Genomic DNA, 19843 nt, shown 5'->3' with positions numbered 1-19843 from the left:
CGCCGCAGCCGACGAAGCCGCGGCGGCCGCCGACGACCGCGGCGTCCACATCGGCCGCGGCGACGGCCACGGCAACAAAACCATCTACATCAAAGCCGCCGCCGCAGCCGTGAACCGCTGCAACGCGACCATCACCGACATCGCCGAAGCCCTCAAAACCTTCGGCGACACCCGCCCCGTCCAACACCGCCGCGCCGACGCCATCGAAATCCTCGCCGACCCCCGCTACACCCAAGAACTCCTCAACCAAGCCCGCAACCACCCCCACCCAAACCCCACCACCCCACCAACCAGCCCCACCAGCCCCGAACCAGCCACCCCCGAACCAGCCACCCCCGAACCAAACACGCCCGAACCAACCAGCCCCACAACCCCCGACAGCCCCGCGGCCCAGAACGACGCTGTGCAGGACGACTCGGTGGCGCAGAACGCGGTGGCGCAGAACGCCTCGGTGGTTCAGGACGAGGCGGCAATGCCGAACGCTCTGCCGCTGCAAGACGGCGTGGTGCAGGACGGCGTGGTGCAGGACGGCGTGGTGCAGGACGGCGTGGTGCAGGACGACGTGGTGCAGGACGACGTGGTGCAGGACGACGTGGTGCAGGACGACTCGGTGGTGATGGAGGACGTGGAGCCGGTGGGTCCGCCGGACGATCCGTGGCTGGAAGCCGCCGCGCCCCACGATCCCGACTCACCGACCGACCCGTTCGACCGGCGAACATCTCCCGGTCCAGCGGACCCGCGAACCGAACCCGACCAGGGTTCGGCGATGGATGCTGCCGCGCTGCGAGCACTCCGCGCCCGGCTCGCGCAGATCAAGCAAGACGCCTACACCGACCCGAGCTATCCCGGCCGCCCCACCGGCCCCGTCGTCCCGACCATCCCGCCCGGCACAGTCCGTCCGGCCGACCCGGTGGACCCGGTGGACCCGGTGGTTTCGGGTAGCACGGCTCCCCAGGGCGCCGAGGGCACCCCAGGCGTCCAGGACGACCCGGCTGACTCGGCCAGCCCAGGCAGTCCGCGTGACAGGTCGCCGGGATCTCCGAGGCCGCCGATCCTGGAGACTTCGGGTGACTCGGGCACGTCAGGCGAGCCGGGCAGGTCAGGCGAGCCGGGCAGCTCGGGTGGCTCGGGTAGATCAGGTGATCCGGGCCAGTCGGGCGAAGGCGGGTGCTCGGATGTGCCGGCGCGGCCGGGTGACGAGGTCAGGGGACAGGTGCGTCCGGGTACGGGGCGGGTAGACCGGGCGCGGGCTGGGCAGGTGCGGCCGGGGCAGACCGAGGTGGTTGTGCATCTCACCGATTACACGCTGGCTACCGGCAGTGGCGTACTGCGTGCCGAGGACATCGGGCCGCTGCTCGCGGCCCAGCTCGGCGAGCTTGTCGGGTACGGCCCGTACACCGTCAAACCGGTCATCGACCTCAACGACGCCGTCAGCGTCGACGCGTACGAGATCCCCACCCGGATCCGCGACCGCGTCCGATTCACCCACCCCGTCGAACTCTTCCCCTACGGCACCCGCGAAACCACCAACACCATCGACCTCGACCACATCAAGACCTACGACCCACACGGACCCAGCGGACAGACCAGCACCACCAACCTCGCACCCCTCGGACGCTTCGGGCACCGAGTGAAGACCCACGCGCGCGGATGGAGCGTGCGCCGGATCGACAACAAGACCCTCGAATGGAAGACACCCCACGGCTTCACCTTCCACGTCGACCCCACCGGCACCCACCGAACCGACCCATGAGTCCCCGTCAGTCCCCGTTGGGTCGCCGCCGCATTCAACTTGCGCGCGGCTAGGTCGATGCCCCGGGCCCTCGTCCTGCCCGCTGCCCGCCCTCGCCGCCCGCCCCCGCCGCCCGTCGTCTCCTGCGCCGCGGGCTCTGCCTCAGCACTTCCTGCCTCAACTCGTCCTCAGCTGTTCATGCTTCACCCCGTTCGCGCCCACCTCCCATCTCTCTTCTGCCGCGGCCCGTGGTCTGACCCGTGAACGCGTGTGCTGCGTGACTTATCCCGTGAGGCTCGGGGCGCCTGCGGTGGTACGCCTGCAAGCGTGATGGGCAGAGCGACCGGATGGCCGGGAGGGGTCTTGTGCGGGAACGCGTGGGCAGTCTGGTGTGGACGTCGTCGGTCACCAACGAGTTGGCTCAGGCCGCCGGCAGCGTCGCGGGGGTGGACCTGTGGATCGACAAGACTGCTTTATGTCGAGGGCAGCGTGTCGGGAGGTTGAATGTCGCGAGTACTGATCCGCAATGTTTCTGTGCTGGTCGTTCCTGAGCAGGGGGAGTGTCGGGTCGACGAGGCGCAGGACATCCATGTGCAGGACGACAGGATCGTCGCGATCACGCCAACAGGCGGCCTAGCCGCGCCAGGAGCGCCGGGTACGAGGGAACCGCTCTTCGAGGTGATCGACGGGGACGGGTTGTTGGCGGTTCCTGGGTTGGTCAATTCGCATACGCATAGTCCGATGGTGATGATGCGGGGGGCGGCGGAGGACTTGGCGATTGAGGACTGGTTCAATCGGCGGATTTGGCCGATGGAGGTGAATTTGACGGCGGAGCGGGTGCGGGTCGGTGCGCGGTTGGCGTGTGCGGAGATGTTGCTCGGTGGTGTGACCACGTTCGTCGATCACTACTTCCACGCCGACCAGATTGCCGCCGCAGCGATCGAGTCCGGGATCAGGGCGGATCTCGCCCCGACGTTCTTCTCCTCGGCAGGACAGGACGCGATCGACGCCGCGTTCGAGATGACCCGCGACCTGAGCACAAGACATCCAAGGATCACCGCGAGTCTCGGTCCGCACGCGACGTACACGGTGACCGACGAGGATCTGCGGCGTACGGCGGATCGAGCCGACGGGCGACGGATCCACCTGCATGCGGCCGAGACCGTCGACCAGACGCGGGCCTCGGTCGAGAAGCACGGTGTTACGCCGATTCAGGTGCTCGAGCGGACCGGTGTTCTCGAGGCCGGGGCGCTGATCGCGCACGGCTGCGGTATCCGGGAGGAGGATCTGCCGATTCTCCAGCGGTACGCCGACCGTACGACGGTGGCGTCCTGCCCGAAGGTGTATCTCAAGCTCGCGATGGGCGAGGTGACCCCGATCAAGGGACTGCGGTCGGCCGGCGTCGACGTGGGCGTCGGGACGGACGGGGCCGCCGTACACAACACTCTCGATGTCTGGGAAGCGATCCGCATGGTCGCCCTCACCCAGAAGCAGCGTGAACACGACGCCGAATGGATGACCCTCTCCGACACTCTCCGCCTCGCCACGAGGGGAAGCGCTGCGGCCGCTGGGCTGACGGACCAGATCGGCGTACTCGAGCCCGGCCGCCAAGCCGACATCGCCCTGGTCGACCTGAGCGCACCGCACAACCAGCCGATCCACGACCCGCGCGCTGCGCTCGTGTACTCCGTGCGAGCCTCCGACGTGGTCACCGTGCTCGTCGCCGGCCAGGTCGTGGTGCGCGATCGCCAACTCACGACCATGGACCTGACAGAAGTACTGGCCGAAGCGAAGGACCTGGCCCACACCCTCGTCGACCTCTCCCAAGGCGGTGCCGTCCAGCACTACGCCCCGTGATGCACACTTCTCCCTATGCATGCGGACCTGGGTTCCTGGCGGAGGGCGCCGTTCACCGGCGGCGGCCTGACCTATGACTGCTTCGAGAAGGGTGAGGGACCTGGTGTCGTGCTGATCCCGGAGATCCCTGGGCTCACGCCCGAGGTGGCCGCGTTCGGGGAGCATCTGGTGAGCGAGGGATTCACGGTCGTGATCCCGTCGCCGTTCGGTACGCCGGGACGCCCGGAGACCACCGGGTACGCGCTGGGGGTGATCGCGCGACTGTGTGTCTCGAAGGAGTTCCGGTGTTTCGCGGCGAACGCCGAGCGCCCGATCACGAAGTACCTGCGAGCCGTCGCGACCGATCTGGCCGCGCGGACACCGGGCCGCGGGGTCGGTGTGATCGGGATGTGCTTCACCGGAGGGTTCGCGCTCGCGACCGCGGTCGAGGACGTGGTGAAGGCGCCGGTGCTGAGCCAGCCGTCGACACCGTTCGCGGTGAGCGCGAAGCTGCGGCGTGATCCTGGACTGTCGCAACAGGAGCTCGAGGTGGTCAAGGAGCGCACGCGGACGGATGGGCTGTGCGTCCTCGGGATGCGGTTCAGCAAGGACCGGATGGCGCCGGCCGAGCGGTTCGTCACGCTGCGTGCACAGCTGGGTGACGCGTTCGAGGTGATCGAGCTGGACTCGGCGCCGGGCAACCCGGACGGGTACGGGCGCGGCGCGCATTCGGTGCTCACCCGGGACCTGCGCGACGACCCTCCGAACTCGGCGTACCACGCCCGGACGCGGACCGTGGCGTTCCTCCGCCACCACCTCGAAAGAAGCTCCTGACAGCAACGGCCCGGCGACGGTCCGTGGGGAAATGTCAAAACCACGTTGGGTAACCCGCACGGTGTGATTTGGTGCCCCTGGGATGGGGAATTCTGGCACTGCCTGGGGGTTGATCGTTGCGGTCCGCAAGTGCGGGGGAGCGGTGGGTCACGCCGTTGTTGTTCCTCTGGTCGTGGGTACCGCATACATGGCACGATCAGCCACCAGAGGCACTACAGGGGACGCGCAATGGCGGGTGTCATGCACTGGACGAGTGAGGCTGTATGAACGGGCGGACAGCGCAGGAAAGCCGGATCCCGATGAACGGGATCGGACCGGCCAACGGAGCTAATGGTCACGCTCCGCAACCGACCACTGACCTTGAACCACCATCGGAGTGGCACGCGGAGCAGCAGGTCGGTGAGATCCGCCTGGACCAGCCGCAGGACGTCGTACCGCGTTCGGACTGGCTGTCCGAGGTGCGCGACCGGCCGCGGCAGCAGAGCGGTACGACGCTGCGCCAGTTCAACACGCCCGTCCGGGTCGACGAGATCGCGGTCGCGGCGATGACGCTGGCCGAGGATCTGCACGCCGCGACGCAGAACATGCCCGAGTCCGTCGAGTTGCGGCGTTTCCGGCGCGACCTCGACCAGGCCGCGACCACCTTCCGCGACCTGGCGAGCAAGCTGGAGGTCACCGCCGGCAAACTCGTCCGGCTGGCCGCGAACGAGGGGCAGGCGTGCGGCGTCGGCTGGGGTGTGTGTCCCGAGCACGGCCTGACCCTGATGAACGTCGGTGACACCGTCACCTGCCACGTTCTCGGTTGCGGCCGCGAGAACGAGGGCGAGGTGGAACGCTGCGTCCACCCGGTCGGGTACCGCGTCGTCGACGCCGCCGGCCCGTCCCTCCTCACCTGCGCCGGCCACGCGATCGCCTGCCGTCTCTACTTCGACAACCCGGTCATCACCGCAACCGCCGACAGCATGGAGCTCTTCTAGGAGATCCGGCAGGACGTCAGGTGATCGTTCGCGTTCGGCGACAGCGCGACGAAGTTCGGTGTGTCCGCCGTACGCACCCAGGACTGCCCGCTGAAGTTGTCCTCGGCGTAGATCGTGACCGTCCAGCCTGACGGGATCTTCACCGAGGAAGCCCAGTTGTCCTGCACGCCGGCGGCCTGTAGTTGCGCCCGGGTGTAGGTGCCCTTGGAGAGCGCCGCGCCGGCAGCGCCGTCGTAGTCCACGTGCTCGTAGAAGATCACGCCGGCAGGTCCTTGGACCGGCATCGGTACGGTCGGGCGCACCGAGGTCAACGGTGCTTGGCCTTTGAACATGCGGCCGCCGTCATTGGTCAGCCGAAGGTAGTAGTCGGAGGAGCATGGGGTGCCGTCCTCGTCGAGGGCGCGGATGCCTGAGCTCGCGGGGATCCAGGCCGACGTCTCGGCGGTCTTGGCGATCTGGTTGCCTTCGTTGAACTCGTCGAACATCGAGATGTACAGCCCCTGCACGCCGACGCGGGTGAGGTTGTAGAACTGGCGCCACATCAGGTCGCCGTGCCGCCGGTGCCCGGACTGCAGGTCGCCGGGGATCACGCACGGCTGGTAGTCGATCCCATGGGCGTTGCAGTCCGCCTGGTCCTGCTGATTCACGTTGTTGTAGTAGTGATCGGCGCCCGCGATGTCACTGATCCGCCCGACCATCCACGGCGACAGCATGTTGAACGCGTGGTACACGTCCAGGTACCCGGGTCGCGAGTCCTCGTTGCCCGGCCGCCAGTGCGTCGGTACGCCGCCGATCACGTAGCAGCCCTGCCCCTTGAACCAGTTCACGACGTCCAGGCAGACGTCGGCAGGCCACGCCTTGTTGGGCTCGTTGAACCCGAACCCCCAGATGCAGACGACGGGCTTCCCGTTCTGCCGCGCGTACGCCGGTGACGACGTGTACGAGCTCATCTTCGAGGTCCAGTCCGCCTTCATTTCCGACTGCATCGACGTCCAGGCCGTCGCGTCGTACATGATGTAGAACTTCCGCCCGTACTGCTCCGCGGCCTGCCGCACCTTCGCGGCCATCGCGTCCCGCGTCGGTCCTTCGCCGCCGGTCGGGTTGAACCGCTGCAGCGCCGCCGTGTCGCAGCCGTTCTGCTGCATCCACTGGAAGTGCGTGTTCACCGTCTGCTGGTCGTACGACGAGAACAGCCGGGCCGCCTGCCCGTTCCCGAGATTCGCGTACGCCGTCTGGTACGTCGACGTGAAGTCCCGGACGTCCGGCCAGCTGACGATCGCGGTGTTCGTCGGCGACGGCGGCTGGCCCCAGTTCTGGCTCCAGTGCCACCACCCGTTGATCGGTGCGCCGTCGCCGGCGCAGGCGAACCAGCCCTGGTAGCCGACGGTGACCTTCCCGACGACGTCGCCCGGGGGACTGGCGGCGGCGGCGACCTGGGGGGCGAACTGGGACTTGCCGGCCAGAGCGGCCGCGGCGGTGGAGGCGAGCAGGGTACGGCGCGTGAGCTTCATGGGGTGCTCCTGGTGGGGGCGGGCAGGAGAGCGTGTGGCGAGCGTACAAACGTCGACAAACTCTTGCAAGAACTTGACTGTTGCGGAACTCTTGACGACCTCGCGGCGTGAACTTAGTTTGTTGGGTCAACAGACAAAATCTGGAGAGGGGTGCCCAGATGACGCTGACGGACGGCCGTCGCCCGGGGAGCCGGGGCGTTGCCGCCGATCACGTGTCGCTAAGGCGCAACAACCTCTCCGTGGTACTGCGGCACGTCCGCGACCTGGGCCCCCGGTCCCGGGCCCGGATCGCGGACGAGACCGGTCTGAACAAGGCGACCGTCAGCAGCCTGGTCGCCGAGCTCGTCGATCGCGGTCTGCTGCGCGAAGGGCCGGCGGACTCCAGCCGCGCGCTTGGTCGGCCGGGGCAGCTCGTCGAGCTGGACGGCACCGGTGTTTGCGGGGTGGGCGCGGAGATCAATGTCGACTACCTCGCGGTCGCGGCCCTCGACCTGGCCGGCGACGTGGTGCTCGAGAAGCGGGTCCCGGTCGACGTCGCACATCTCGAACCCGGTACGACGCTCGACCGGCTGGCCGAACTGGTCCGCGAAGCCGTCGACGCCGTCGAGGCTCGGAGCGGGGAGCTCGCCGGAGTCACGCTCGCTGTGCCTGGACTGGTGCAAGGGGAGACGGGGGAGCTGAAGCTTGCGCCGAACCTGGGGTGGGGCGAGGTCTCGGTCGCCCAGGAGATGCGCACCCGGCTCGGCGACCCCGGCTACCCGCTGCACGTTGAGAACGAGGCGAACCTCGCGGCGCTCGCCGCGTACGCCGAGCTGCATCGGACCGAGGACGACCGCAGCGGGGGTGTCCCGCATGATCTTGTGTTGTTGACCGGGGCGGTTGGTGTGGGTGGGGGGATTGTGTCCAACGGGCACCTGCTGCACGGGGGCGCCGGGTACAGCGGTGAGGTTGGGCATATGCCGGTTGCTCCGCCCGGGCGGACGTGCGGGTGCGGGCGGACCGGGTGCTGGGAGACGGTCGTCGGGCTGACCGCACTGTTGCACAAGGCAACGGACAGGGACGACCCGGTGCGGGACCCGTCGCTGGACGTGGAGCAACGGCTGGCCGGGATCACCCGGCGGGCCGAAGCGGGGGACGCGCGGACGCTGTCCGCGTTGAAGGACGTCGGCACTTGGCTGGGGATTGGGGGAGCGATCCTGGTGAACATCCTGAACCCGGACGTGCTCGTACTGGGCGGCTACTTCGCCGTCCTCGGGCCGTGGCTGAAAGAACCACTGGAGAAGGCGATCCAGGAACGGGTGATCGCACCGGACGGCGGCGGTTGCCGGGTCGTCCGGTCGGAGCTCGGTTTCGCGGCGGCCGTCCGCGGCGGTGCGCAGATCTCGCTCGACCAGGTCTTCGTCGACCCGACGCGGATCGGGGCGGCGTCATGACGGACCTGCTGAACATGATGGGGATCGTCAAGGAGTTCCCCGGCGTACGGGCGCTCGACGGTGTGGATCTCGACGTACGGGCCGGTGAGGTGCACTGCCTGCTCGGGCAGAACGGTGCCGGGAAGTCCACGCTGATCCGGGTGCTGACCGGCGCGCACCAGCCGGACGCGGGCATGATCCGGATCAACGACGAGCCGGTCCAGCTGAACAGCCCGACCGCGGCGATCCAGCGCGGGATCGCGGCGATCTACCAGGAGCTCGACCTGGTACCGGACCTGACCGTTGCCGAGAACATCTTTCTCGGTCACGAACCGTCCCGCTACGGCTTCAGCCGGATCCACGAGGCGAACACGAAGGCACGCGCGATCCTGCAGGGCCTCGGGCACGCCGAGATCCCCACGCACCGGACCGTCGGTTCGCTGCCGGCCGCTGGTCAGCAGGTGGTCAGCATGGCTCGCGCGCTGTCCCGCGACGCCCGCCTGATCGTGATGGACGAGCCGTCCGCGGTGCTCGATCCGGAGGAGGTGTCGAACCTGTTCCGGGTGATCCGCGGCCTGACCGACCGCGGGGTCGCGGTGGTCTACATCTCGCACCGGCTCGAGGAGATCCGCGAGATCGGCGACCGGGTCACGGTGCTGAAGGACGGCGCGACCGTGGCGACCGGCCTCGACGCCCGCCAGACGCCGACCAAGGAACTCATCCAGCTGATGACGGGGCGCTCGATCGAGTACGTGTTCCCGCCCCGCACCGAGGTCCGGGCCGCAGCGCCGGTCGTCCTCGAGGTCGTGGATCTGAGCCGGCCCGGTGAGTTCGCCGGGATCGGGTTCGAGGTGCGCGCCGGCGAGATCCTCGGCCTCGCGGGGCTGGTCGGCTCCGGGCGTTCCGAAGTACTGGAGACGGTGTACGGCGCGCGACGCGCGGCGACCGGATTCGTCCGGGTCGACGGTGCCGTACTGCGTCCCGGGCGTGTGCAGGACGCGGTGAAGGCCGGTGTCGGACTCGCACCGGAGGAACGGAAGAGTCAGGCGCTGCTGCTCGACGAGGCGGTGTTCAAGAACATCACGGTGTCGACGCTCGGACGGTTCGCGAGCACCGGATTCCTCAACAACCGGGCCGAGCGGGAGGCGGCCTCGAAGCTGGCGGTGGCGCTGGATGTCCGTCCGGCGGGTGTGGATCAACCGGTGCGCAACCTGTCGGGAGGCAACCAGCAGAAGGTCGTGCTCGCGCGCTGGCTGCTCCGGGACTGCCGGGTGCTGCTGCTCGATGAGCCGACCAGGGGTGTCGACGTCGGTGCGCGATCGGAGATCTACGCGCTGATTCGGGAGCTGGCGTCCAACGGGGTCGCGATCGTGCTGGTGTCCAGCGAAGTTCCGGAAGTGCTCGGTCTGTCGGACCGGGTCGTCGTACTGCGGGAGGGGCGAGCCGTCCACACGGGGCCCGCGCAAGAGATCGACGAGCACCAGGTCCTGGACCTGGTGATGGAGGGCTCGATCTGATGAAAGGAGGGGCGAGGTGATGAGTGAGGACATCACGACACCATCGAGACAGGACACGGTCACCCAGCCGGCGATCCCGCGGTCGAGGACGGATCTGCTGAGGTCTGGCTTCGGCCGCAACCTGGGCCTCGTGGTCGCGCTGGTGCTGCTGTGTCTCGTCGGCATCGCGACCGCGGGCGACACGTTCGCGACCGGTGCGAACGTGCTGACGATCCTGCGGCTGGCCGCGGTTATCGGGGTGGTCAGCGTCGGGATGACGTTCGTCATCACCGGCGGCGGGATCGACCTGAGCGTCGGCGCGATGGTCGCGCTGGCGTCGGTCTGGGCGACCACGCTGGCGACCCAGCAGCTGGCCGCCGACTACCACTGGATCTTCATGGTCAGTACGGCGCTCGCGGTCGGCGCCGCGTGCGGTCTGGTCAACGGCCTGCTGGTTGCCTACGGCAAGATCGTGCCGTTCGTCGCGACCTTGGCGATGCTGGCGTCGGCGCGTGGTCTGGCCGAGATCATCTCCGACCGGAAGACCCAGATCATCACGGTCGGCTCGTTCGAAGACTTCTTCGGCGGCTCGCTGATCGGCGTACCGGTGCTGGTCTGGATCTTCCTGCTGGTCGCCGCGGCCGGCTGGGTGCTGCTGAACCGGACCACGTTCGGCCGCCGGACGTTCGCCGTCGGCGGGAACGCCGAAGCCGCTCGCCTGGCGGGGATCAAGGTCCAGCGTCACACCGTGGCGCTGTACGTCCTGGCCGGGCTGTGCTGCGGGATCGCCGCGGTGATGCTGATGGCGCGGACGACCACGGGGAGCTCGACCCACGGTCAGTTGTACGAACTCGATGCGATCGCGGCGGTGGTGATCGGCGGCACGCTGCTGTCCGGTGGCCGCGGCACGATCGTCGGCACCGTGTTCGGCGTACTGATCTTCACGACGTTGAACAACGTCTTCACCCTGAACAACCTGAGCATCTCCGCCCAGTCGGTGGCGAGGGGCGCGATCATCGTGGTCGCCGTCCTCCTCCAGCAACGGCTGGCGCGTCGTACCACCGGCACCTAGAGGAGGACAAAGATGTCCCGAAGTTCCGCCCGCACCCTGGTGATCGCGGGCCTCAGCGTGGTCGCACTGGCCGCCTGCACGAGCAACACCCCGAAGGCCGAGGAGGACAGCGGCAACAAGCCCGCCGAGCAGGCGGCCGTGAAGAACGACGAGCCCGGCAAGAAGGTCAAGATCGGTTTCTCCGCACCGGCCGCCGACCACGGCTGGATGGGTGCGATCACCAAGGCCACCCAGGCCGAGGCGAAGAAGTACTCCGACGTCGAGCTGGTCGTCGCCGAAGGCACCAACGACGTGAACCTGCAGATCAGCCAGGTCGAGACGTTCATCAACCAGAAGGTCGACGCGATCGTCCTGCTGCCGTTCGACGGGGCCGCGCTCACCCCGGTCGCGACGAAGGCGATGGAGGCCGGCATCACGGTCGTGAACGTGGACCGCGAGTTCGACAGTCCGTTCGCGGCCCGTACGACGATCCTCGGTGACAACCACGGGATGGGCGTGTCGGCCGGTACGTACGTCTGCCAGCAGCTGAAGGACAAGAAGGACGCGGTGGTCGCGGAGATCGCCGGGATCGACTCGCTGCCGTTGACTCAGGACCGCAGCAAGGGCTTCAAGGAGGCGCTCGCCGACTGCGGCCTGAAGGTCAGCAACCGGGTGGCCGCCGAATTCACCGTGGAGTCCGGTGAGAAGGCCGCGGCGAACCTGCTGCAGGCGGCGCCGAAGATCGATGCGATCTGGAACCACGACGACGACCAGGGCGTCGGCGTGATGGCCGCGATCAAGAACTCCGGCCGCAAGGAGTTCTTCGTGGTCGGCGGGGCCGGTTCGGCGAACGTGATGCGGGACATCAAGTCCGGCAGCTCGTTGCTCAAGGCCACCGTCATCTACCCGTCCACGCAGGGCGCCGACGGCGTCCGGCTGGCGCGGCTGCTGGTGCAGAAGAAGGCCCTCGGCGACCTGGTGGAGGTCGAGGTGCCGCGCACCGTCCAGCTGTACGCGCCGGTGGTGACCAAGGACAACGTGGACCAGTACCTGCCCACCGCATTCGAGAGCTAAGAGGAGAGCAATGACGAACCTGGGCATCGGCCTGATCGGCTACGCGTTCATGGGAGCGGCCCATTCGCAGGCCTGGCGGAGCGCGCCGCGCTTCTTCGACCTGCCGCTGGACCCGGCCATGAACGTGCTGGGCGGTCGCAACGCCGAGGCTGTGCAAGCGGCGGCGACGAAGCTCGGCTGGAAGGAGACGGAGACCGATTGGCGCAAGCTGATCGCGCGCGACGACGTCCAGCTGGTCGACGTGTGCACGCCGGGCGACAGTCACGCCGAGATCGCGATCGCAGCCCTGGAGGCCGGCAAGCACGTCCTGTGCGAGAAGCCGCTGGCCAACACCGTCGAGGAGGCCGAGGCGATGACCGCGGCCGCCGAGAAGGCCAAGGCCCAGGGGATCAGGTCGATGGTCGGGTTCACCTACCGCCGGGTGCCGGCGATCGCGCTCGCCCGCCAGCTCGTTGCCGACGGCAAGCTCGGTACGATCCGGCACGTCCGCGCGCAGTACCTGCAGGACTGGATCGCCGATCCGGAGGCGCCGCTGTCCTGGCGGCTGGACAAGGAGAAGGCCGGCTCCGGCGCACTCGGTGACATCGGCGCGCACATCATCGACATGACGCAGTACATCACCGGCGACACGATCGGCGAGGTGAGCGCTCGGCTCGAGACGTTCGTGAAGGAACGCCCGGTCGCGGCCGAGCACTCCGGCCTGGCCGGTACGGCGGGAACCGAGCGCGGACCGGTCACGGTCGACGACGCTGCGGTGTTCCTGGCGCAGTTCCGCTCCGGCGCACTCGGGGTCTTCGAGGCCACGAGGTTCGCGACCGGGCGGAAGAACGCCATCAGGATCGAGATCAACGGAAGCCTCGGCAGTCTGGCGTTCGACTTCGAGGACATGAATCTCCTGCACTACTACGACGCCACCGAGGACTCGAGGACGGCGGGTTTCCGCCGCATCCTCGCCACCGAACCCGACCACCCGTATGTCGCCGCCTGGTGGCCGCCGGGACATCTGCTCGGTTACGAGCACGGGTTCACCCATCAGGTCGTCGACCTGGTCACCGCGATCGCCGAAGGCGCCGATCCGGAACCGTCGTTCGCCGACGGGCTGCGAGTCCAGCGCGTGCTGGCCGCGGTCGAGGCCAGCTCGGCATCCCGACAATGGCAGGAGATTCCGGAATGACTAGTTACACCCCGACCAAGGACGACAAGTTCTCCTTCGGGCTGTGGACCGTCGGCTGGCAGGGCGTCGACGTGTTCGGTACGGCGGTCCGCCCGGCGATGGACCCGGTGCACGCGGTCGAGAAGCTCGCGGAACTGGGCGCCGCGGCGGTCACGTTCCACGACGACGACGTCGTACCGGACGACGGCACCCGGGCGCAGACGCTCGAACGCTTCACCAAGTCGCTCGCCGACACCGGCATGGTCGTCGAGATGATGACCACGAACCTGTTCGCGCACCCGGTCTTCAAGGACGGCGGCCTGACCGCCAACGACCGGCAGGTACGGCGGTACGCGCTGTCGAAGGTACTGCGCAACGTCGACCTCGCGGCCGAGCTGGGCGCGACGACGTACGTGCTGTGGGGCGGTCGTGAAGGCGCGGAGTCCGGCGGTTCGAAGGACGTGCGGGCCGCGCTCGACCGCTACAAGGAGTCGATGGACCTGCTGTGCGCGTACGTGCGCGAGCAGGGGTACGACATCCGGTTCGCGATCGAGCCGAAGCCGAACGAGCCGCGCGGCGACATCCTGCTGCCGTCGATCGGGCACGCGATCGCGTTCATCAACGACCTCGCCGACCCCGAGCTGGTCGGCATCAACCCCGAGGTCGGGCACGAGCAGATGGCGTCGCTGAACTACGCGCACGGGATCGCGCAGGCGCTGTGGCACGGGAAGCTGTACCACATCGACCTCAACGGGCAGCACGGTCCGCGGTTCGACCAGGACCTGCGGTTCGGGGCCGGGAACCTGCGCGAGGCTTTCTGGACCGTCGACGTACTGCAGGGAGCCGGGAGCTACCCGGCGTACGAGGGCTACATCCACTTCGACTACAAGCCGCCGCGGACCGAGGACGAGGAAGGCGTCTGGGAGACCGCGCGCGGCTGCATGCGGAACTACCTGATCCTGCGCGACAAGGTGCAGGCGTTCCGTGCCGACCCGGAGGTCGCGGAGGCACTCGCCGCCGCACGCGTCGCGGAGCTGTCCGAGTCCACCCTGGCCGAGGGTGAGTCGCTGGACGATCTTCGTAACGCGACGTACGACCCGGACGCGCTGGCCGAGCGCGGTCTCGGGTTCGAACGGCTGGACCAGCTGGCGATGGAGCACCTGCTCGGCGTCCGTTGATCTGACCGGTAGTACATCCCGCGCAGGGCAGAGCACGGGAACTGTAGTTGATGGAGCGCGCACCCTTGTCCGTCCCATGAGGAGCTCCGCATGATCCAGCTACGCAGACACGGCACGATGGCATGTCTACTCGTGCTCGCCCTGTTCGCGGCATTACTGACCCCCTCACCGGCCCGGGCGCATCCCGGGCACGGTGACGAGACCTTCAACGCCTTGATCTTCAGCAAGACCGCCGGTTTCCGGCACGACTCGATCCCGGCCGGCATCCAGGCGATCAAGGACCTGGCGACCGAGAACGGCTTCACGGTCACCGCGACCGAGGACGCCACGATGTTCAACGACACCGAGCTGGCGAAGTACGAGGTCGTCATCTGGCTGTCCACGACCGGTGACGTGCTGAACGCGGACCAGCAGGCCGCGTTCGAGCGGTACATCCGGGGCGGCGGCGGGTACGCCGGCATCCACGCCGCGTCCGACACGGAGTACGACTGGCCCTGGTACGGGCAGCTCGTCGGCAGCTACTTCGACAGCCACCCCGCCGGTACGCCGACCGCGACGGTGAAGGTGGAGGACCACGCGCACCCGTCGACGGTCGATGCGCCGACGCTGTGGCAGCGCACCGACGAGTGGTACAACTACCGGACCAATCCGCGCGGCACCGTCCACGTCCTCGCGTCGCTCGACGAGTCGTCGTACAGCGGTGGGAACATGGGCCCCGAGCACCCGATCACGTGGTGCCAGGACTACGACGGCGGCCGCGCCTGGTACACGGGTATGGGCCACACGATCGAGTCGTACGCCGATCCGACGTTCCGCAAGCAGCTGCTCGGGGGGATCAGGACCGCGGCCGGTGTGCAGCCGGCGGACTGCGGCGCGTCGCTGAGCGCCAGCTACGAGAAGGTCACGCTGGACGACGACACGTCGAACCCGATGGAGTTGGCGATCGCAGACGACGGCCGGGTCTTCTACATCGACCGCAACGGTGCGGTGAAGATCGTCAAGACCGACGGCTCGGTGGTGACGGCCGGGACGCTGAATGTCTACACGGGCCAGGAATTCGGGCTCCTCGGACTCGCGCTCGATCCCGGGTTCGCGTCGAACGGATTCGTCTACCTGTACTACTCGCCGGTGAGCGCGGAGCCGTTCGACCGGGTCTCGCGGTTCAAGGTGACTGGTGACACCCTTGACCTCGCGAGCGAGCAGCAGGTGCTGCGGATCGACACGCAACGCGACCAGTGCTGTCACGCGGGCGGCGCGCTCGAGTTCGATGGCAACGGCAACCTTTACATCGCGACCGGCGACAACAGCAATCCCTTCGACTCCGACGGTTACGCGCCGATCGACGAGCGGGCCGGACGCGCCGCGTGGGACGCGCAGCGGTCGGCGGCCAACAGCAATGTGCTGAACGGGAAGATCCTCCGCATCCACCCATCGGACGACGGGTCGTACACCATTCCCGCTGGAAACCTCTTCCCAGGAGGTACCGCGAAGACGCGGCCGGAGATCTATGCGATGGGCTTCCGGAACCCGTTCCGGATCGGGATCGACCCGACGACCAATCACCTGTTCGTCGCGGACTACGGACCGGACGCCGGCGCGGTGTCGCCGACGCGCGGGCCGGACGGTCGCGTCGAGTGGAACATCCTGTCCCAGCCAGGCTTCTACGGCTGGCCGTACTGCGTCGGCGCGAACACGCCGTACAACAACTACGACTTCGCGACCGGAACCTCTGGCGCGACCTTCAACTGCAACGCGCCGGTCAACGAGTCGCCGAACAACACCGGCATCACCCAACTGCCCGCGGCGATCCCCGCGACGATGTGGCAGGGCAAGTCGACCACCGGCACGCCCGAAATCGGTGGCAGCGGTGCGCCGATGACGAGTGGGGCGTACCGGTACGACGCGGCGAGCCCGTCGGACCGGAAGTGGCCGCAGTACTTCGACGGCAAGGCGGTCTGGGCGGACTGGAACGACAGCCGGCTGTTCTCCGTGCAGCTGAACGACGACCGCAGCGGCGTCGCCGACGTGTCGCGGATGTTCCAGACACTGAACTTCGTCCGGCCGCACGCGCTGCAGTTCGGGCCGGACGGCGCGCTGTACGTGATCGAGTGGGGGAGCGGGTTCGGCGGGAACAACGCCGACTCGGGGATCTACCGGATCGACTACGTACAAGGGAACCGGGCGCCGATCGCGCAGCTCGCGACCGACAAGACGTCCGGTCCGGTGCCGTTGACGGTCGCGTTCGACTCGACCGGGTCGCGGGATCCGGACGGGCAACCCGTGACGCTGGCCTGGGACTTCGACGGCAACGGTACGACGGACAGTACCGACGCGAAACCGTCGTACACGTATGCCACCGCCGGTGTCTTCACCGCGCGGCTGACCGTCACCGATCCGGACGGCCGGACGGCGGTCTCGAACCGGACCATCACGGCCGGGAACACGGCGCCGACGGTCACGATCGAGGCCCCGGTCGACGGCGGGTTCTTCGAGTTCGGTGACACGATCCGCTACAAGGTCACCGTCACCGACCCCGAGGACGGGACGGTCGACTGCAACGACGTCGTCACCCAGCCCGCGCTCGGGCATGACGAGCACGCGCACGACTACGAGCAGTACCACGGCTGTGAAGGCACGTTCCCGCTGCCCGGCGACCAGGGGCACGTCGGGGCGAACATCTTCGGCATCGTCAAGGTGACCTACACCGACAAAGGCGCGCCCGGGACCGGCAGGATCACCACGCAGAAGATCGTCCAGCTCCAGCCCAAGCTGCGGGAAGCCGAGTTCTTCAACGAAACCGGTGGGCCTGGGTCGGCGCCCGGTGTGCAGGTCGAGGACACCGGTGACACCGCGGGCGGTGGGAAGAACATCGGGTTCATCGAGGACGGCGACTGGTGGGGCTGGAAACCGACCAACCTGACCAACATCGACCAGATCCAGTTGCGGGCCGCGTCACCCGACGCCGGCGCGACGGTGCAGGTTCGCCAGGGCTCGCCGACCGGCGGCCCGGTCGTAGCCACCATCCAGGTGACGCCGACGGGCGGTTGGCAGACGTACGGCGACTTCACCGGCGCGGTCAGTGGAGCGTCACTCGACAGCGGTCCGTTGTACTTCGTGAAGACGACCGGGCAGCTGAACGTCAACTGGGTCAAGTTCATCGGCAAGGGAGTCACGGAGAACCAGCGCCCGGCAGTCACGGTCACGGCCTCGGCCACCCAAGGCAAGGCGCCGCTGGCGGTCGACTTCACCGCGGCGGCCGTTGACCCCGAGGGCGACCTGCCCCTCACCTACGCGTGGAGCTTCGGCGACGGCTCGACCGCCACCGGCCCGGCCGCCTCGCACACCTTCACAGCTCCCGGCAAACACACGGTGACGGCGACGGTAACCGATGCGCGGGGAGCGGTAGGTGTGGCGAAGGTTGATGTGACCGTCGACTCGCCGTCGGCGCCGACCTGCCTGACAGGTCGCTCGGACGGTTTCGACGGCACGACGCTCGACACCGCCCGCTGGTCGGCAGTTGTCCGCGGCAACCAAGAACTGTCGGTGGCGAACGGTGTGCTGTCGATCCCGTTGACGGCAACGGATATCTACGGCACCGGCAACACCGGCACACCGAACATCGTTCTGCAACCGCTGCAGGCCGGTGCCTGGTCGGCGACCGCCAAAGTGACGTTGCCCGCGCGATTGGCCTACCAGCAGGCCGGGCTGATCGTCTACGGCGACGACGACAACTACGCCAAGATGGTTCTGCAAGGCCGGTCGACCACGGCGTCCGCCGCTGACCGGATCTTCCAGTTCATCCGCGAGGAGAACGGCGCACCGAACGAGGTCGCCGCGTCGAACACGGCGAACCTCGGCGCGGCCTACCCGGACACGGTCTGGGTGCGGTTCACCTCGGACGGCGCGAACTTGAAGGCCTCGTACAGTGCCGACGGCGCGACGTTCACCGAGATGCCGGAGACGAAGCAGCTCGCCGGGATCACGAATCCCCGCATCGGGCTGTTCGGGCTCACGAACCGAACCGAGGCGTTGCCGATCGCGGCGACGTTCGACTACTTCGCGATCACGCCCGACGACACCGCCGAGCAGCCCGCACCGGACGACGAGTTCGACGGTACGACGCTCGACGCGTGCCGCTGGACGGACGTCGTACGGCCCGATCCAGCCGCGTACCGGGTGACCGGCGGCGGGCTGGAGATCGACACGAGTAGCGGCGATATCTACGGCAGCGACAACTCGGGCCCGAAGAACCTGGTGCTCCAGGAGGCACCGGACGGCGACTGGACGATCGAGACGAAGGTGGACGCGTCGACGTTCGACGAGGCGTACCAGCAGGCTGGTCTGCTGGTCTACGCCGACGACGCGAACTACGTGAAGCTCGACTACCTGACCACGAACGTCGCAGGCAGCACGGTCACCCGAGGCATAGAACTGCGCAGCGAACTGGCCGACGTGGTCCAGTCGCCCCAGCCGAACGCTCCTAGCCCAACCCAAGGCGTCTGGTACCTCAGGCTGTCGAAGGCGGGTTCGACCTTCACCGGGTCGTACAGCTCCGACGGGTTGTCCTGGACGGCGCTCGCGCCGGTGACGAACACCGCGCTGGGTTCGGCGAAGTTCGGCGTCTACGCCTTCGGTGTCGACCAAGCGGCGTCGAAGACCGCGAAGTTCGACTACTTCAAGCGAGTTACCGACACAACAGCGCCCACCGTCACCCTGGGGCTGAACCCGTCGACGCCTTCGGGGCAAGCAGGCTGGTGGACGGGACCGGTGACGGCCACCGCGATGGGCATGGATGATCAGGCCGGCCAGGTGTACCTGGAGCAGAAGGTTGGCGACGGCAACTGGTCCGAGTACACCGCCCCGGTCGCCCTGACCGCCGACGGAACGCACACGCTGGCGGTGCGCGGAAGTGATACCGCCGGCAACGTGTCGGAACCCTCGTCGGTCACGGTGAAGATCGACCAGACACCGCCCAGCAGCACGGTCACCGGACTGGCGGCGACCCTCGGAGTCGCGTCAACCGCCACGGTGCAGGCAACCGCTACGGATGCGCTCTCCGGTCCGGGAACCGTGGTGATGGCCCTGGATGGAAAGGCGACAACGGGAGCGGTCGATGGTGCTGTGCTCGGGCTCGGGGCGCATGCGTTGACCGTTACGGCTACCGATCTCGCCGGGAACACCTCGGTGAAGAACGTGCCGTTCACGGTCGTTGCGTCGTACGCCGAGGCTGTCAAGCTGGTCGACCGCTTTCGCGCCGCCGGAAAGGTGCCGCTGGCAACTGCCGTGGTGCTGAAGGCGCACCTGAGAACCGCCGAGCGCGCCGCGGCCCGCAACCAGGTCGTGCCCGCGTCCGTCGCCCTCACCCTGTACCTGGCCACGGCCCGCACGGTCGCCGACGTACCGGCGCGGACCTTGCTGACCGCGGTCGGCCAGGACCTGAAGGCGCGGCTCGGCCGATGACGTCGCCGTGGGGACTCGCCGCCGTACACCTGCCGCCGCCCCGGCTGGTTCGGCCCCAGACGGGCGACGGCCCAGCGAGACCCACGGTGACAGTCCCCGGCGGCGGACAAGCGCTCCGGACGCCGCCGG

Annotated in this window: 11 protein-coding genes and 1 pseudogene; 11 read left to right on the top strand and 1 reads right to left on the bottom strand. The window is 68.2% G+C overall.

Annotation, left to right across the window (positions count from 1 at the left end; translation table 11 throughout):
- The 4 genes and pseudogenes from E0H50_RS43215 to E0H50_RS33785 all read left to right on the top strand — a co-directional run.
- Nucleotides 1-1753, top strand: a pseudogene (locus E0H50_RS43215) (hypothetical protein); the annotation flags it as partial.
- A gap of 483 nt (nucleotides 1754-2236) precedes the next feature.
- On the top strand, nucleotides 2237-3589 hold the full coding sequence (locus E0H50_RS33795; protein WP_131295062.1) for an amidohydrolase: 1353 nt from the start codon (nucleotides 2237-2239) through the stop codon (nucleotides 3587-3589).
- Nucleotides 3590-3604: 15 nt separating this feature from the next.
- Nucleotides 3605-4402: a dienelactone hydrolase family protein gene (locus tag E0H50_RS33790; protein WP_131295061.1), complete on the top strand. Its 798-nt coding sequence runs from the start codon at nucleotides 3605-3607 to the stop codon at nucleotides 4400-4402.
- Nucleotides 4403-4665: 263 nt separating this feature from the next.
- Nucleotides 4666-5379, top strand: a complete 714-nt coding sequence (locus tag E0H50_RS33785) for a hypothetical protein (RefSeq protein WP_131295060.1) — start codon at nucleotides 4666-4668, stop codon at nucleotides 5377-5379.
- On the opposite strand, the gene E0H50_RS33780 is transcribed toward E0H50_RS33785, so the two are convergent.
- Entirely contained in the window at nucleotides 5376-6890 is a 1515-nt protein-coding gene (locus E0H50_RS33780) for a lectin (protein ID WP_131295059.1), read from the bottom strand. The two genes, E0H50_RS33785 and E0H50_RS33780, sit on opposite strands and share 4 nt — an antisense overlap.
- A 158-nt stretch (nucleotides 6891-7048) precedes the next feature.
- Here E0H50_RS33780 and E0H50_RS33775 point away from each other — a divergent pair, with 158 nt between their 5' ends.
- The 7 genes from E0H50_RS33775 to E0H50_RS33745 all read left to right on the top strand — a co-directional run bounded on the left by E0H50_RS33775 (nucleotide 7049) and on the right by E0H50_RS33745 (nucleotide 19714).
- Entirely contained in the window at nucleotides 7049-8323 is a 1275-nt protein-coding gene (locus E0H50_RS33775; RefSeq protein WP_131295058.1) for an ROK family transcriptional regulator, read from the top strand.
- Nucleotides 8320-9819 (top strand): sugar ABC transporter ATP-binding protein, encoded by a 1500-nt coding sequence (locus tag E0H50_RS33770; RefSeq protein WP_131295057.1) that lies wholly within the window; start codon nucleotides 8320-8322, stop codon nucleotides 9817-9819. The genes E0H50_RS33775 and E0H50_RS33770 overlap by 4 nt, the downstream gene beginning before the upstream one ends.
- Before the next feature lie 19 nt (nucleotides 9820-9838).
- The gene (locus E0H50_RS33765; protein ID WP_131295056.1) at nucleotides 9839-10870 is read left to right on the top strand and encodes an ABC transporter permease; all 1032 of its coding nucleotides are present in this window, start codon (nucleotides 9839-9841) and stop codon (nucleotides 10868-10870) included.
- A gap of 12 nt (nucleotides 10871-10882) precedes the next feature.
- Nucleotides 10883-11923 (top strand): substrate-binding domain-containing protein, encoded by a 1041-nt coding sequence (locus tag E0H50_RS33760; RefSeq protein ID WP_131295055.1) that lies wholly within the window; start codon nucleotides 10883-10885, stop codon nucleotides 11921-11923.
- A 10-nt stretch (nucleotides 11924-11933) separates the two neighbouring features.
- A complete protein-coding gene (locus E0H50_RS33755) occupies nucleotides 11934-13097 on the top strand; it encodes a Gfo/Idh/MocA family protein (protein WP_131295054.1) in 1164 nt (387 codons plus the stop codon).
- Entirely contained in the window at nucleotides 13094-14254 is a 1161-nt protein-coding gene (xylA, locus tag E0H50_RS33750; RefSeq protein WP_131295053.1) for a xylose isomerase, read from the top strand. Before E0H50_RS33755 ends, xylA begins: the two co-directional genes overlap by 4 nt.
- Before the next feature lie 90 nt (nucleotides 14255-14344).
- Nucleotides 14345-19714 carry a ThuA domain-containing protein gene (locus E0H50_RS33745; RefSeq protein ID WP_131295052.1) on the top strand — a complete coding sequence of 1790 codons (5370 nt, stop codon included), beginning with the start codon at nucleotides 14345-14347 and terminating at the stop codon, nucleotides 19712-19714.
- Nucleotides 19715-19843 lie beyond the last annotated feature (129 nt).

The sequence above is a fragment of the Kribbella sindirgiensis genome (assembly GCF_004331435.1).
GTDB lineage: Bacteria > Actinomycetota > Actinomycetes > Propionibacteriales > Kribbellaceae > Kribbella > Kribbella sindirgiensis.
This window is presented reverse-complemented; position numbering and strand designations above follow the sequence as displayed.

Coding starts and splice junctions, on each gene's coding strand:
- E0H50_RS33795 (WP_131295062.1), top strand. CDS start 2,237: ATGTCGCGAGTACTGATCCGCAATGTTTCTGTGCTGGTCGTTCCTGAG.
- E0H50_RS33790 (WP_131295061.1), top strand. CDS start 3,605: ATGCATGCGGACCTGGGTTCCTGGCGGAGGGCGCCGTTCACCGGCGGC.
- E0H50_RS33785 (WP_131295060.1), top strand. CDS start 4,666: ATGAACGGGCGGACAGCGCAGGAAAGCCGGATCCCGATGAACGGGATC.
- E0H50_RS33780 (WP_131295059.1), bottom strand. CDS start 6,890: ATGAAGCTCACGCGCCGTACCCTGCTCGCCTCCACCGCCGCGGCCGCT.
- E0H50_RS33775 (WP_131295058.1), top strand. CDS start 7,049: ATGACGCTGACGGACGGCCGTCGCCCGGGGAGCCGGGGCGTTGCCGCC.
- E0H50_RS33770 (WP_131295057.1), top strand. CDS start 8,320: ATGACGGACCTGCTGAACATGATGGGGATCGTCAAGGAGTTCCCCGGC.
- E0H50_RS33765 (WP_131295056.1), top strand. CDS start 9,839: ATGAGTGAGGACATCACGACACCATCGAGACAGGACACGGTCACCCAG.
- E0H50_RS33760 (WP_131295055.1), top strand. CDS start 10,883: ATGTCCCGAAGTTCCGCCCGCACCCTGGTGATCGCGGGCCTCAGCGTG.
- E0H50_RS33755 (WP_131295054.1), top strand. CDS start 11,934: ATGACGAACCTGGGCATCGGCCTGATCGGCTACGCGTTCATGGGAGCG.
- xylA (WP_131295053.1), top strand. CDS start 13,094: ATGACTAGTTACACCCCGACCAAGGACGACAAGTTCTCCTTCGGGCTG.
- E0H50_RS33745 (WP_131295052.1), top strand. CDS start 14,345: ATGATCCAGCTACGCAGACACGGCACGATGGCATGTCTACTCGTGCTC.